Below are 12,781 nucleotides of genomic sequence, written 5' to 3' on the forward strand. Positions count from 1 at the left end.
GATGCTGCATACCTCCGCACTTACCCTCTTCCTCGACGGCGCCCCCCTGCTGACGCTCCCTCCCCTCAGGGTGGCCCCGGGCGAGGTGCTCACCCTGATGGGACCGAGCGGCTGTGGCAAGAGCTCCCTGCTGGCGGCCCTGGCAGGAGTGCTGCCACCCGGGGGGCCCATCCGGCTGACCGGGGACATCCTGCTCGGCGCACATCGCCTCACACCGCTGCCCCCCCAGGAGAGGGGGGTCGGCATCCTGTTTCAGGATGACCTGCTGTTTGCCCACCTGACGGTGGCCGACAATCTGATGTTCGGCATGCCGGCGCATCTCAAGGGGATGGCGGCAAGGCAGGCCCGGGCCCGCGAGGCGCTGGCCGAGGTCGGGCTGGAGGCTCAGGCGGACAAGCTGCCCGGGGCGCTCTCAGGTGGCCAAAAAGCCCGCGTCAGCCTGCTGCGTGCCCTGCTGGCCGAGCCCAGGGCATTGTTGTTGGACGAGCCCTTCTCCCGCCTCGACAAGCCGCTGCGGGCGGCATTCAGAACCCTGGTGTTCGAGCGCCTGCGCACGCAGGCCATCCCCGCGCTGCTGGTGACCCACGACGAAGAGGATGCGCCGGGCACCATCTTGCAGCTGATCCCCCCAGCCATCCCAGAAGAGGAGCACCACCTTGTTTGATCGCCACCTGATCCCGGTTATCCGCCGCCCCCTCGCCGCGCTCGCCCGCCCCCTGTGCCGGGCCGGGGTGAGCGCCAACCAGGTGAGCCTCGCCGGCTTTCTCATCGGCATGCTGGCGCTGCCGCTGCTGGCCTTTAGCTGCTATCAGTGGGCGTTGGCGGCGATTCTGCTCAACCGGCTGCTGGACGGGCTGGATGGCGCCGTGGCGCGGGAAACGGGCATCACCGACTGCGGCGGGTTTCTCGACATCACGCTGGATTTCATCTTCTACGCCGCCGTGGTGCTGGGCTTTGCCCTCGCCGACCCGGCCAACGCCCTGGCCGCCGCCACCCTGCTGTTCGCCTTCATGGGCACGGGATCGAGCTTTCTGGCCTTTGCCATCATGGCGGGCAAACGGGGCATCGAGAGCCCCGTCTACCACCACAAATCCCTCTACTATCTGGGCGGGCTCACCGAGGGGAGCGAAACCATCGCCCTCTTCGTGCTCATGTGCCTCTGGCCCGCCGCCTTCGTGCCACTGGCCTACGGTTTCGCCCTGCTCTGTGCCATCACGACCCTGACCCGGATCTGGAGCGGCTACCACACCCTGCACTGACGGGATCCCGGGGGGCGCGCCGGCACGGAGCACTTGCGCCTGCACGCCAATGTTTTACCATGACGGCACTCTTTTTCAGGCTCACGAGAACCCTATGCGTCGCCTTGTCTGTGTCCTCTCCCTGTTTCCCCTGATCTACGGCTGCAGCAGCACGCCGGCGCCCAAGCCCGTGGTCAAACCCCAACCCAACAGCGCCTTCATCAACCAGACGCCGCCGAGCAAACCCTTCTACGGACAGGTGAGCCAGCCCGGGGTCAGCAAGGGGGACTTCGCCAATCGTTCCAACGTGGACAACTTCGTGCAGCGGATGGTGCAAAAGCACGGCTTCGACGGCGCCGAGCTGCACCGGGTACTGGCCCAGGCCGAGCGTTATGACTGGATCATCAAGCTGATGGACGCCCAGGCCCCTACCACCAGACCGCCCACCGGTCCGACCGGCGCCTGGAACCGCTACCGCGCCAAGTTCATCACCCCGGACAACGTACAGAACGGCGTCAACTTCTGGCGTGAATACGAGAGTGAACTCAACCGGGCGCAGCAGATCTACGGGGTGCCACCCGAGATCATCGTCGGCATCATCGGGGTGGAGACCCGCTGGGGTCGGGTGATGGGCAAGACGCGCATTCTCGACGCCCTAGCGACCCTGGCATTTGACTACCCGCGCCGCGCCGACTTCTTCACCGGCGAGCTGGAAGCCTTCCTGGTGATGACCCGGGATGAGGGGATGGATCCCACCGAACCCAAGGGCTCCTATGCCGGGGCCATGGGCTACGGCCAGTTCATGCCGTCGAGTTTTCGCAACTACGCGGTGGACTTCAACGGCAACGGCCACACCAACCTGTGGGATCCGGTGGATGCCATCGGCAGCGTGGCCAACTACTTCAAGGCCCACGGCTGGGAGAAAGGGCAGCCGGTGGCAATACGCGGCCAGGGACAGCTGCCGGGCTATGAGCACGGCTTCCAGACCCGCTACCCGGTAGCCACCCTGCGCGGTGCCGGGCTGGCTCCCACCGGCTCCCTTGGCAATCACAAGGAGGCGAGCCTGCTGCGTCTGGATGTCGGCACCGGTTACCAGTACTGGTACGGCTTGCCGAACTTCTACGCCATCACCCGCTACAACCACAGCACCCACTACGCCATGGCGGTATGGCAGCTTGGCCTTGCCGTCAGGGATGCCAGAGGCGGCTACTGAGTCAGCCTCAATGCCAACGAAAACGGGCCCGCAGGCCCGTTTTTTTTATTCGTTTTCCAGCAGCCAGCGTTTGAGCAGGGCGGCCAGCTGCTCCTGTTCGACCAGGCTCAATGGGGCCAGCAGGCGGCGCTCGTTCGCCACGTGCTGTTCCACCGCATGGTCAACCAGCTCCCGCCCCGGCTCCGTCAGGCAGACCAGCAGGCTGCGCCTGTCATCGGGGGAGGCTTCACGTCTTATCAGGCAACGCTGCTCCAGCTTGTCGAGCCGGGCCGTCATGGCCCCTGAACTCAGCATGGCGGACTGGTAGAGCGCGGTCGGGGTCAGCGGCTCACCGGCCCGACGCAGGGTCGCCAGGATATCGAAGTCAGACCCCAACAGACCGCACTCTTTGAGGGTCTCGCTCACTTCGCGCCCGGCGATCGCCGCCATGCGCGCCACCCGCCCCAGCACCCCCATGGGGGTGCAGTCGAGGTCCGGGCGCTGCCGGGCCCACTGGGCCAGCAGCTGATCTACATGATCACTCTCCATTCGGGCTCCATTATCTTTACATGAAGATACTTGATAATAAACTAACTCGCGGCTAATGTATCTTTACTTAAAGATACTTTGTTACGAGATAACCATGCTGCTGCTGATCGCCCTGCTCGCCCCCCTGCTCTGGGGCAGCACCTATGCCGTCGTCAGTCTCTACCTGACCGACTACTCCCCCTACTGGGTGGCCGTGTGGCGCGCCCTCCCCGCCGGGGTGCTGCTGCTGTTGCTCCATCCCCGCAGACCGCCTCTCGTCTGGAGCAGGCAGTTCCTGCTGGCATTTTGCAACATCACCGCCTTCTTCGCCCTGCTGTTCGTGGCGGCGTTTCGCCTGCCCGGCGCCGTGGCGGGTACGTTGGGAGCGACGCTGCCCCTCATCCTGATGGGGCTGGCCTGGCTGCAAGACGGTGTCAGACCGACGATCAAGTGGCTGTTGCTGGGGGTGATGGGGCTCGTCGGGGTGCTCTTGTTGCTCAATCCCTCTGCCAATCTAGATCCCGTCGGCGTGGCGTGCGCCCTGCTCGCCACCCTGCTCATCGGCCAGTCGAGCCGCTGGATGCAACGCTGGCCGGTGGACGATCTGCTGGCCCCTGCCCCGGGCTGACGCCACTCCCGGGCTTATCTGGCTGGTGATCCTCAATACGGCTCTGGCCTACTGGGCCTGGCTCTGGGGACTCAAACGCCATGGCCCGGAGGTGATGGGGATGCTGGCTCTCACCAATCCCATGGTGGCGGTCTCCTGCGGTGTGCTGATGGTGGGAGAAACCCTGGATGGCCGTCAGTGGCTCGGCATCGGCATCATCCTGCTCTCTCTCTTCCTGATGAAGCTGCCGGCCCGCTCTTTCCTCAAGCGCAGACAGAACCGCAAGGCCGCCACCGGCAGCGTCAACAACGGCTGATCCGCAGTCAACCCGACACAAAAAAAGAGGAGCCACCAGGGCTCCTCTTTCACATGGGTTGTTGCCGTGAGGGTCAGACCCCGGCTTTGGCCAGGGCGGCGGAGACGATCTGCTGGGCTTCCTGCTGGATGAGATCCAGGTGCGCCTCCCCCTTGAAGCTCTCCATGTAGATTTTGTAGATGGACTCGGTACCGGAGGGGCGCGCCGCGAACCAGCCATTCTCGGTCACCACTTTCAGGCCGCCGATGGCGGCATCGTTGCCCGGTGCCTTGGTCAGCTTGGCGAGGATGGACTCGCCAGCCAGGGTGGAGGCTTCCACCAGGGCCGGATCCAGCTTGGAGAGCACCGCCTTCTGGGCGCTGTTGGCCGGAGCATCGATGCGGCGGTAGCTGGAGCGGCCGAATCTGGCTTCGAGCGCATCGTAGTGGGCCTGGGGATCCTTGCCGGTCACCGCCAGGATCTCGGCCGCCAGCAGCGCCAGAATGAAGCCATCCTTGTCGGTGGTCCAGACGGTACCGTCCTTGCGCAGGAAGGAGGCACCCGCGCTCTCCTCGCCGCCAAAGCCGAACTCGCCGCTGTAGAGACCGTCCACGAACCACTTGAAGCCGACCGGCACCTCTTTGAGGGTGCGACCGATCTCGCCAGCCACCCGGTCGATCATGGAAGAGGAGACCAGCGTCTTGCCGACGGCCGCCCCCTTGGGCCAGCCGGTTCTGTGGGTGAACAGATACTGGATGGCCACCGCCAGATAGTGGTTCGGATTCATCAGGCCCGCCTTGGTGACGATGCCGTGACGATCGTAGTCAGGGTCATTGCCAAGGGCGATGTCGAACTTGTCTTTCAGGGCAATCAGGCTCGCCATGGCGAACGGGCTGGAACAGTCCATCCGGATCTTGCCGTCTTTGTCCAGGGTCATGAAGGAGAAGGTCGGGTCGACCTTGTAGTTCACCACCTCAATGTCCAGACCGTAGCGCCTGGCGATGACGTCCCAGTAGGCGACGCCGGAGCCACCCAGCGGATCCACGCCGATCTTGATGCCAGCCTGCTTGATGGCGGCCAGATCCAGCACGTTTTCGAGATCATCCACATAAGGGGTGACATAGTCGTGTTCCACCACGAACGGGCTCTTGAGGGCCTCGGCAAACGGCATCCGCTTCACGCCGGCCAGGCCCGCTTCCAGGATCGCGTTGGCGCGGTCTTCCACCCACTTGGTGATCTCGCCTTCGGCAGGACCGCCGTGGGGCGGGTTGTATTTGAAGCCACCGTCTTCCGGCGGGTTGTGGGACGGGGTGATCACCACGCCGTCCGCCTGCGCCACGGGTTTGCCTGCATTGTGACGCAGGATGGCATGGGAGATGACCGGGGTCGGCGTGAAGCCGAGGCCGGCCTGAATGCGGGTCTCGACACCGTTGGCCGCCAGCACTTCCACCGCGCTGGCAAAGGCGGATTCGGACAGGGCATGGGTATCCATGCCGACGAACAGCGGCCCCGTGATACCGGCCTGCTGGCGGTACTCCACCAGCGCCTGGGTCACCGCCAGAATGTGGGATTCGGTGAAGGCGCTGTGCAGGGCGCTGCCGCGGTGACCGGAGGTGCCGAAGGCGACCCGCTGCTCAGGGCGGCTCATGTCCGGCTTGTTGAGGTAGTAGGCGCTGACCAGACGGGGAATGTTGGTCAGATCGCAAAGACGAGCCGGCTGACCGGCGTGGGAATGCTGTGCCATGGCGTTTTCCTTGAGCTGAGCCTTGCCCGGCAAGGCCTGAAGTCATTGATGGGTTAAACGGCGCCGCACACCCGAGCCGTCAGATCCTCGTCATAACCCATGCTGTTCATGAGCTGGGCCACCATGTTCTGCTTGCGGCTGGTATTGGTATTGGTGATCACCCAGAACGGGGTCTCCGGTACCGGCTTGGGCTTGGTGGTGCTGCCACTGGCACGCAGCGCTTCCGGGTCACGGGAGAAGTAGACGCGCTTGCGCCCTTTTATCTCGGTCGCCTGGGTGAAGCCTTCCGGGTTGTCCCGATAGAGGGTGCTCAATACCAGCATGAAGCGGTTGATGGACTTTTCTTCTTTCTGAAGCTCGCCGGAATCCAGCAACGCCTCCAGCCCCAGGGCATCAGCCACGGGTTGCGGTTGCGTCGCAGGCGTGGCCGCCACGGTTGCCGTGCCGGCCTGGGCGGGTTGCTCCAGCAGGCGACGCAGGATATCGGACGCACTCTCGCCGATGTGCCGGGTCTGGCTCGCGATAAAGAAGTAGAGATCGTCATCAAGCTCGATGGTTTTCATAGGGATGCGCTGGACTCGTCGAAATTCGGATGCGGCGATTATACATAGGCAGACCCGGCAGCCCAAGCAAGGGGCGGACAGATGTGCATGAATCTCCTTGAGAATACGGCATAATGACGGGCCAAGTGTGTGATCCCCCGCACTGATAGCCGATCCCGGGGAGATATTTTTGAAAAAAAACCACAAAAAAAATCCCCCACCATTAATGAAACCCTTTTCTTTCAGTGTGTTAAAAATTATGGCGATAGAGCCCACGACCGATAAGGTGTCATTTTGCAACAATACCCACGATTAAACTTCAAGGAACAGGGCGAAGGCCCGACTGTCGTGCTGATCCATGGCCTCTTTGGCAGCCTGGACAACCTCGGCCTGCTGGCGCGCCCCCTCTGCGAACAATACCGGGTCATCAGCGTCGATCTGCGCAATCACGGTGCCTCCTTTCACTCGGACGAGATGAGCTACCCGGCTCAGGCGGCGGACATCCTGGCCCTGCTGGACCATCTTGGACTTGAACAGGTGGCCCTGGTGGGTCACTCCATGGGGGGCAAAGTCGCCATGCAGGTCGCCAAGCAGGCCCCTCACAAGGTCAGCAAGCTGGTAGTGGCGGACATCGCCCCGGTGGCCTATCCCCACGCCCGCCACAAGAACGTGTTTGCCGGGCTAAATGCCACGCTGGCCACGCCCCCCCAGAGCCGCAGCGAGGCGGAAGCCATGCTGGCCGAGCACATCGAGATCGCCGGGGTGCGCCAGTTCCTGCTCAAATCCTTCGCCAAAGGGGAGTCTGGATGGGGGTGGCGTTTCAACGTGCCGACCCTTGAGCGCAACTACGCCAACATCATGGGCTGGCCCGACGATGAACGCCGCTTCGAAGGCGCGACACTCTTCATCAAGGGGGGCGACTCCGACTATATGCTGCCCGAATACACCGGGGCCGCGATGGCCCAGTTCCCGGCCGCCAAGGCACGCGTCATCGCTGGCACGGGTCACTGGCTGCACGCGGAAAAGCCGGTTTTGTTCAACAAACTGGTTGTGGATTTCCTGTCGACAGGCGGTTAACAGTTTCAAATCCTTTGTGATATAGTGCGCCCGTCTTAAGGAGTGCGCGCAATCCATGCTGAGTGAACACATCGATCTCATCGAGAGTCTGGGCCTGAAACTGTTCTTCGTGGCCATCTTCCTGCTGATTGGTCTGGCCATTCAGGACGTGCTCAAACGGGGCAATGTGCCCCGCTTCGGCCGCTTCATCGTCTGGCTGGTGCTGTTTCTGGGTTGCGCGGGTTTTGTCGCCAAGGGGCTGATCGAAATGGGCTGGGAAGGCTCAGGGATCGGCTAACTACTTTTCATCTGTGATGTATGGCCAAACAGCAAACTGATCGAACAACACTGGATCTGTTCGCAACTGAGAAGCGCCCCGGCAGGCCAAAGACCAATCCACTCCCCCGCGAGACCCAGCTCAAGATCAACAAGCGCAACCAGCTCAAGCGCGATCGTGAGAACGGGCTGAAACGGGTCGAGTTAAAGGTGGAAGCCGAGTTGCTGGAGCGCCTGAACCAACTTGCGCTGCAACAGAACGTCAGCCGAGCCGAGCTGATCCAATCTATCCTGAAGCAACAGATCGAGTCTGCTCATGCAGCAGGCATCGCAATCTGAACCGTCAAGCATCAACACCAGATACGGGTAACGAAACACTATGGCTAGTGTAGGTCTGTTTTTCGGCAGCGATACCGGTAATACCGAAGCTGTCGCCAAGATGATCCAGAAAGAACTGGGCAAACAACTGATTGAAGTCCGTGACATTGCCAAGAGCAGCAAGGCCGATATCGACAGCTTCGATCTGCTGATGTTCGGCATCCCGACTTGGTACTACGGCGAAGCCCAGGCCGATTGGGACGACTTCTTCCCCGAACTCGAAGAGATCGACTTCAACAACAAGCTGGTGGCCATCTTCGGATGCGGCGATCAGGAAGACTATGCCGAGTACTTCCTCGACGCCATGGGCACCCTGCGTGACATCGTCGAAGCCAAGGGCGCCATCATCATCGGCCACTGGCCGACCGCGAGCTACGAGTTCGAAGCCTCCAAGGCACTGGTGGATGACAAGCACTTCGTGGGCCTGGGCATCGACGAAGATCGCCAACCCGAGCTGACTGCAGAGCGCGTCAAGGGCTGGTGCAAACAGCTGCACGAAGAGATGTGCCTGGGCGAGCTGGAGTGATCTGATCTCCCTCCCTCTTCATGCAACAAGGGCCCCGACGGGGCCCTTGTTGCATCTGCAGCAGGCATTCAGCCCCCCCTGTGCTGGGGCTTGGATCTGACATAGAGGGTGCGCTTCACCTGGGCCACCAGCTCGCCCTGGCCATCCTGCACCTGCACCTCGAACTCGGGAAAGTGCTTCTCCCCCCCCTCGGTCGCCGCCACGATCGATGCCAGCTTGGCGTCGCTCAGGGTGAACTCCGCCACCAGTTTGCCCTTGCCCGGCTTGATGAAATTGATGCTGCCCGCCTTGTCCCACACGTAGTAGTGGTTCTTGAAATAGCCCATCAGCATCAACGGGTAGATGGGATCCGTCATGGCGAACATGCTGCCACCGAACTGGGTCCGGTTGGCATTCTTGTTCCACCAGCGGGACTTGAGAGTGACCCGGCAGAAGCGAAAATCGGGGCTCAGGGTTTCTATCTTGATGCCTGCACCCCAGAAGGGGGGCCAGGCGTTGAGGGCGCAGCGCACCCAGGCGGCATTGCCGAAAAGCCAATCCATGGATCTCATCCGACCAGACTATAAAGAAGTCACATAGTATCAACATTCTCTGGTCGAGCAAGCGGGCCTGAATATTCCCATAACGGGCTTGATGAGCTAAAGCCCTTGAATTGCTGGGTTTATTTTTAACTTGGCTACGACCTATAATGACAGGCCAAGCGAGTTCGTGGTTGCCATTACAGCGGCAGTCAATCAGAATAACCACACCTTCGAGAATGCGAATAAATAGAAATGGCAGACAACAACCAAGCGTTAAAAAAGGCCGGGCTCAAGATCACCTTGCCCCGTGTCAAGATCCTGGAAATCCTGCAACAGCCGGACTGCCAGCACACCAGTGCGGAAGATCTGTACAAACGGCTGATCGATCAGGGCGAGGAGATTGGTCTCGCTACCGTTTATCGCGTTCTCAACCAGTTTGATGATGCCGGTATCGTCACCCGTCACCATTTCGAAGGGGGCAAGTCGGTGTTCGAGCTCGCCACCCAGGAGCACCACGACCACCTGGTCTGCCTCGACTGCGGCAAGGTGATCGAGTTCTCCGACGAGGTGATCGAACAGCGCCAGCGCGACATCGCCAAGGCGCACAACATCCGCCTGACCAACCACAGCCTTTACCTGTATGGCCACTGCGCCAACGGTGACTGCAAGCACGACGATTGATTCGGCCTGGTCAGCACAATAAAAAAGCCAGCATGATGCTGGCTTTTTTGTGTCCGCAATCCGGACCAGAAGCGGCAGGGTCTCCCCTGCCCTCTTCATCAGGCCTCGACCTTGCCCCAGACGTCACGCAGGGCCACGGTGCGGTTGAACACCAGGCGCTCGGCGCTGGAGAGCTTGTTGTCGGCGCAGAAGTAACCTTCACGCTCGAACTGGTAGGCAAACTCCGGCTTGGCATCCTTCAGGGAAGCCTCCACCCGGGCCCCTTCAATGATCACCAGGGATTCCGGATTCAGGGCCGCTTCGAAGTCATCCTCGGCGCCCGGGTTCGGCACCTTGAACAGACGGTCGTAGAGACGCACTTCGGCCGGCAGGGAGTGAGTGGCGCTGACCCAGTGGATCACCCCTTTCACCTTGCGGCCGTCCGCCGGATCCTTGCCCAGGGTCTCGGGGTCGTAAGAGCAGTAGATGCAGGTGACCTTGCCGTCGGCATCCTTCTCGACCCGTTCGGCCTTGATGACGTAGGCGTTGCGCAGGCGCACTTCCTTGCCCAGTACCAGCCGCTTGAACTGCTTGTTGGCTTCCTCTTTGAAGTCCGCCTCGTCGATGAAGATTTCGCGGGAGAAATGCAGCTCACGGGTCCCCATCTCCGGCTTGTTCGGGTGCGCAGGCGCCGTCAGCACCTCGTCCGCCGCCAGGTTCTCGATCACCACCTTCACCGGGTGCAGCACGGCCATGGCGCGCGGGGCGTTCTCGTTGAGATCGTCGCGGATGCAGGCTTCCAGCATGCTCATCTCGACGATGTTGTCCTGCTTGGTCACACCGATGCGCTTGCAGAACTCGCGGATGGAGGCCGGGGTGTAACCACGGCGGCGCAGACCGGAGACGGTCAGCATGCGCGGATCATCCCAGCCGTTCACGTGCCCCTCGGTCACCAGCAGGTTCAGCTTGCGCTTGGACATGACGGTGTATTCGAGGTTCAGACGGGAGAACTCGTACTGACGGGGGTGACAGTCGATGCTGATGTTGTCCAGCACCCAGTCATACAGGCGACGGTTGTCCTGGAACTCCAGGGTACACAGGGAGTGGGTGATCCCCTCCAGGGCGTCCGAGATGCAGTGGGTGAAGTCATACATCGGGTAGATGCACCACTCGTCACCGGTCTGGTGGTGGTGGGCAAACTTGATGCGATAGATGACGGGATCGCGCATCACCATGAAGGGGGATGCCATGTCGATCTTGGCGCGCAGGCAGGCGGAGCCTTCGGCCATCTCACCGTTTTTCATCTTGGCGAACAGGGCAAGGTTCTCTTCCACGCTGCGATCGCGGAACGGGCTGTTCTTGCCAGGGGCGGTCAGGGTGCCGCGGTATTCGCGCATCTGCTCCGGGGAGAGCTCGTCCACATAGGCCAGTCCCTTCTCGATGAGCTCGATGGCATAGCCGTGCAGCTTGTGGAAATAGTCGGAGGAGTAGCAGATCTCGCCGCTCCACTGGAAGCCCAGCCACTGGACGTCCTGCTTGATGGACTCCACGAACTCGATGTCTTCCTTCGCCGGGTTGGTGTCATCGAAACGCAGGTTGCACTGACCCTGATAGTCGCGGGCGATGCCGAAGTTCAGGCAGATGGATTTGGCGTGGCCGATATGGAGATAACCGTTCGGCTCCGGCGGGAAACGGGTATGCACGCTGCTGTGCTTACCGCTGGCCAGATCTTCATCAATGATCTGACGAATAAAGTTAGTTGGGCTGTTCGCCTGACTCATGGCTCACCTCAAAAATGCGTCACTGGCGGACGTTGTGCCGGCTGGCACCCTCATACCCCCGCCGTCAAGCCGGGTATGATCCCTCATTACGCGCCCTGCCTCAACCTGAATTTGGCCAATTCGGGTCATTGGCGCACCAAAAACGGCGAAACGGGAGAAATTGCAGAGATCCTGGTCAAAAAAAGCCCCGCACGGGGCGCAATGCTGTTCAGATAAGCACATTTTTGACTAATTATTCATAAATGCGACTTGAGTTGGGGGAGCAAGGCTGTTTCCAGTCGATGTTCCTTCAGCCTTTATCCAGCGTGGCTTGCAATAGAAAGAGGGAGGCATCATGCCTCCCTCATTTTTTAGCCCTGATACTACGTGGACTGGAACTCAAATTCTCTTAAGTGAACAGCATTGCCGCACGGGGCGGGGTCTCAAGTGATGAAAAACAGACAAAACACACACAACAAAGGTTCACACGCAGAGTCAACCTTTCCCAAACCCGATGGCCATCGACCTTGGGAAAGGCGGGTCTTGCGACCCACCTTGCGTTATGGATTGAAGGCTAGCTATCAGTTCAGCTCGGTGACGCGGCTGGTGCGCTTGCCATCGAAGCTGGTGGTACGCAGGTAGACCTTGCCATCCACGGTCGGCTTGGCGGCAGCGTCGTAGGCGCTCCAGCTCTTGCCATCCAGGCTGTACTGGATGGGCAGACCCGGCAGATCCACATTCGCTTCCAGCACACCGTTCACCACCTTGGCGCCCGGTACGGAGAGGCGGTATTCCACCCCGGCCTGGTCCAGTTTGGGCAGCACACGCTGACCCAACACGTTGGCAAACTGGTTCCACTCCTTGTTCAGGGTGGCCTTGTTCACGTGCTTGGTGGTGCCGGAGAACTCGCGACCCTTCACGTAATCGAGCTCGAAGCCGCCCTTGTGCCAGGCGCGCTCGGCCACGGAGAAGATACGCGGATAGACCATGTACTCGTACTGGGCATCGGTGCGCACGGTTTCACTCCACTGCTGACCGGAGATCCCCTTGAACTTGACCGGATCCTGGTCACCCTTGGCCACGAAGGCGTTGCCGTCGCGGTCAACCGAGGTCTCGGCGTTCTGCGGCAGGTTTTCCGGGGCGAAGGCGAACACCTTGCGGGTGTCGTTGAAGCGGGTTGCCCAGTAGTAGCCGCGCTCAGCCGGGTGTACCTCGTTCGGGAAGTCGAAGTAGAGGTAATCCGGGTTGGAGAGCACCACGTCATAGCCCTTGTGCGCCCACTTCATCGCCTCGTTGAAACCACCCCAGTAGAGGGTTTCCCAGAAGTTGACCCGTGTCTTGTCGGTGGCGAAAACGCTGGCATCCGTGGCGTACTTCAGGCGTAACCGTTCACCGGCCCCGGCTTGACTAAGCCGAGGTCAGGTTGAATACGTCAGGATAAGGCTGGCCCGTCATGAC

At 61.2% G+C, this 12,781-nt stretch carries 14 protein-coding genes and 2 pseudogenes; 10 read left to right on the forward strand and 6 right to left on the reverse strand.

Annotated features, from left to right (window positions below):
* The first annotated feature begins 1 nt into the window (after position 1).
* The 3 genes from OKB81_RS08905 (at position 2) to mltB (ending at position 2,451) form a co-directional block, all read left to right on the forward strand.
* Positions 2-664: an ATP-binding cassette domain-containing protein gene (locus tag OKB81_RS08905; protein ID WP_160837978.1), complete on the forward strand. Its 663-nt coding sequence runs from the start codon at positions 2-4 to the stop codon at positions 662-664.
* Positions 657-1,259 carry a CDP-alcohol phosphatidyltransferase family protein gene (locus OKB81_RS08910; protein ID WP_270663660.1) on the forward strand — a complete coding sequence of 201 codons (603 nt, stop codon included), beginning with the start codon at positions 657-659 and terminating at the stop codon, positions 1,257-1,259. Before OKB81_RS08905 ends, OKB81_RS08910 begins: the two co-directional genes overlap by 8 nt.
* A 94-nt stretch (positions 1,260-1,353) precedes the next feature.
* Positions 1,354-2,451 (forward strand): lytic murein transglycosylase B, encoded by a 1,098-nt coding sequence (gene mltB, locus OKB81_RS08915; RefSeq protein WP_270663658.1) that lies wholly within the window; start codon positions 1,354-1,356, stop codon positions 2,449-2,451.
* 45 nt (positions 2,452-2,496) lie between these two features.
* On the opposite strand, the gene OKB81_RS08920 is transcribed toward mltB, so the two are convergent.
* Positions 2,497-2,979 (reverse strand): MarR family winged helix-turn-helix transcriptional regulator, encoded by a 483-nt coding sequence (locus OKB81_RS08920; RefSeq protein WP_270663655.1) that lies wholly within the window; start codon positions 2,977-2,979, stop codon positions 2,497-2,499.
* A 94-nt stretch (positions 2,980-3,073) separates the two neighbouring features.
* Between OKB81_RS08920 and OKB81_RS08925 the strand changes: the two are divergent.
* Positions 3,074-3,881, forward strand: a pseudogene (locus OKB81_RS08925) (DMT family transporter).
* A 73-nt stretch (positions 3,882-3,954) separates the two neighbouring features.
* On the opposite strand, the gene pgm reads toward OKB81_RS08925, so the two are convergent.
* Both pgm and seqA read right to left on the reverse strand, forming a co-directional pair.
* Entirely contained in the window at positions 3,955-5,604 is a 1,650-nt protein-coding gene (pgm, locus tag OKB81_RS08930) for a phosphoglucomutase (alpha-D-glucose-1,6-bisphosphate-dependent) (RefSeq protein ID WP_160837974.1), read from the reverse strand.
* A gap of 53 nt (positions 5,605-5,657) precedes the next feature.
* The gene (gene seqA, locus OKB81_RS08935) at positions 5,658-6,167 is read right to left on the reverse strand and encodes a replication initiation negative regulator SeqA (protein WP_039039836.1); all 510 of its coding nucleotides are present in this window, start codon (positions 6,165-6,167) and stop codon (positions 5,658-5,660) included.
* 273 nt (positions 6,168-6,440) lie between these two features.
* Here seqA and OKB81_RS08940 point away from each other — a divergent pair, with 273 nt between their 5' ends.
* Genes OKB81_RS08940 through fldA form a run of 4 tightly spaced genes read left to right on the forward strand, consistent with a single transcriptional unit; the run spans position 6,441 to position 8,382 of the window.
* Positions 6,441-7,223 (forward strand): alpha/beta fold hydrolase, encoded by a 783-nt coding sequence (locus OKB81_RS08940; protein ID WP_270805210.1) that lies wholly within the window; start codon positions 6,441-6,443, stop codon positions 7,221-7,223.
* 55 nt (positions 7,224-7,278) lie between these two features.
* On the forward strand, positions 7,279-7,500 hold the full coding sequence (locus tag OKB81_RS08945) for a DUF2788 domain-containing protein (protein ID WP_010674106.1): 222 nt from the start codon (positions 7,279-7,281) through the stop codon (positions 7,498-7,500).
* 20 nt (positions 7,501-7,520) lie between these two features.
* Positions 7,521-7,817, forward strand: a complete 297-nt coding sequence (gene ybfE / locus OKB81_RS08950) for a LexA regulated protein (protein WP_005325670.1) — start codon at positions 7,521-7,523, stop codon at positions 7,815-7,817.
* Between the two features lie 40 nt (positions 7,818-7,857).
* Positions 7,858-8,382: a flavodoxin FldA gene (gene fldA, locus OKB81_RS08955; protein WP_010674104.1), complete on the forward strand. Its 525-nt coding sequence runs from the start codon at positions 7,858-7,860 to the stop codon at positions 8,380-8,382.
* 68 nt (positions 8,383-8,450) lie between these two features.
* Here fldA and OKB81_RS08960 read toward each other — a convergent pair whose 3' ends face one another.
* On the reverse strand, positions 8,451-8,924 hold the full coding sequence (locus tag OKB81_RS08960) for a DUF4442 domain-containing protein (RefSeq protein WP_160837972.1): 474 nt from the start codon (positions 8,922-8,924) through the stop codon (positions 8,451-8,453).
* A gap of 231 nt (positions 8,925-9,155) precedes the next feature.
* Between OKB81_RS08960 and fur the strand changes: the two genes are divergently transcribed.
* On the forward strand, positions 9,156-9,584 hold the full coding sequence (gene fur / locus OKB81_RS08965) for a ferric iron uptake transcriptional regulator (protein WP_010674102.1): 429 nt from the start codon (positions 9,156-9,158) through the stop codon (positions 9,582-9,584).
* A 98-nt stretch (positions 9,585-9,682) separates the two neighbouring features.
* On the opposite strand, the gene glnS is transcribed toward fur, so the two are convergent.
* The gene (gene glnS, locus OKB81_RS08970; protein WP_160836844.1) at positions 9,683-11,344 is read right to left on the reverse strand and encodes a glutamine--tRNA ligase; all 1,662 of its coding nucleotides are present in this window, start codon (positions 11,342-11,344) and stop codon (positions 9,683-9,685) included.
* On the opposite strand from glnS, the gene OKB81_RS08975 reads away from it, so the two are divergent.
* Complete coding sequence (locus OKB81_RS08975) at positions 11,261-11,560, forward strand: hypothetical protein (RefSeq protein WP_202395042.1); 300 nt, start codon at positions 11,261-11,263, stop codon at positions 11,558-11,560. The two genes, glnS and OKB81_RS08975, sit on opposite strands and share 84 nt — an antisense overlap.
* A 344-nt stretch (positions 11,561-11,904) precedes the next feature.
* On the opposite strand, the pseudogene OKB81_RS08980 reads toward OKB81_RS08975, so the two are convergent.
* A pseudogene (locus OKB81_RS08980) lies at positions 11,905-12,702 on the reverse strand (chitobiase/beta-hexosaminidase C-terminal domain-containing protein); the annotation flags it as partial.
* Between the last annotated feature and the right edge of the window lie 79 nt (positions 12,703-12,781).

The organism is Aeromonas sp. QDB56 (genome assembly GCF_027705505.1).
In the GTDB taxonomy this organism is placed as follows: Bacteria; Pseudomonadota; Gammaproteobacteria; order Enterobacterales; family Aeromonadaceae; genus Aeromonas; species Aeromonas caviae.

Coding starts and splice junctions, on each gene's coding strand:
- OKB81_RS08905 (WP_160837978.1), top strand. CDS start 2: ATGCTGCATACCTCCGCACTTACCCTCTTCCTCGACGGCGCCCCCCTG.
- mltB (WP_270663658.1), top strand. CDS start 1,354: ATGCGTCGCCTTGTCTGTGTCCTCTCCCTGTTTCCCCTGATCTACGGC.
- OKB81_RS08920 (WP_270663655.1), bottom strand. CDS start 2,979: ATGGAGAGTGATCATGTAGATCAGCTGCTGGCCCAGTGGGCCCGGCAG.
- pgm (WP_160837974.1), bottom strand. CDS start 5,604: ATGGCACAGCATTCCCACGCCGGTCAGCCGGCTCGTCTTTGCGATCTG.
- seqA (WP_039039836.1), bottom strand. CDS start 6,167: ATGAAAACCATCGAGCTTGATGACGATCTCTACTTCTTTATCGCGAGC.
- OKB81_RS08945 (WP_010674106.1), top strand. CDS start 7,279: ATGCTGAGTGAACACATCGATCTCATCGAGAGTCTGGGCCTGAAACTG.
- ybfE (WP_005325670.1), top strand. CDS start 7,521: ATGGCCAAACAGCAAACTGATCGAACAACACTGGATCTGTTCGCAACT.
- fldA (WP_010674104.1), top strand. CDS start 7,858: ATGGCTAGTGTAGGTCTGTTTTTCGGCAGCGATACCGGTAATACCGAA.
- OKB81_RS08960 (WP_160837972.1), bottom strand. CDS start 8,924: ATGGATTGGCTTTTCGGCAATGCCGCCTGGGTGCGCTGCGCCCTCAAC.
- fur (WP_010674102.1), top strand. CDS start 9,156: ATGGCAGACAACAACCAAGCGTTAAAAAAGGCCGGGCTCAAGATCACC.
- OKB81_RS08975 (WP_202395042.1), top strand. CDS start 11,261: ATGCACGCTGCTGTGCTTACCGCTGGCCAGATCTTCATCAATGATCTG.
- glnS (WP_160836844.1), bottom strand. CDS start 11,344: ATGAGTCAGGCGAACAGCCCAACTAACTTTATTCGTCAGATCATTGAT.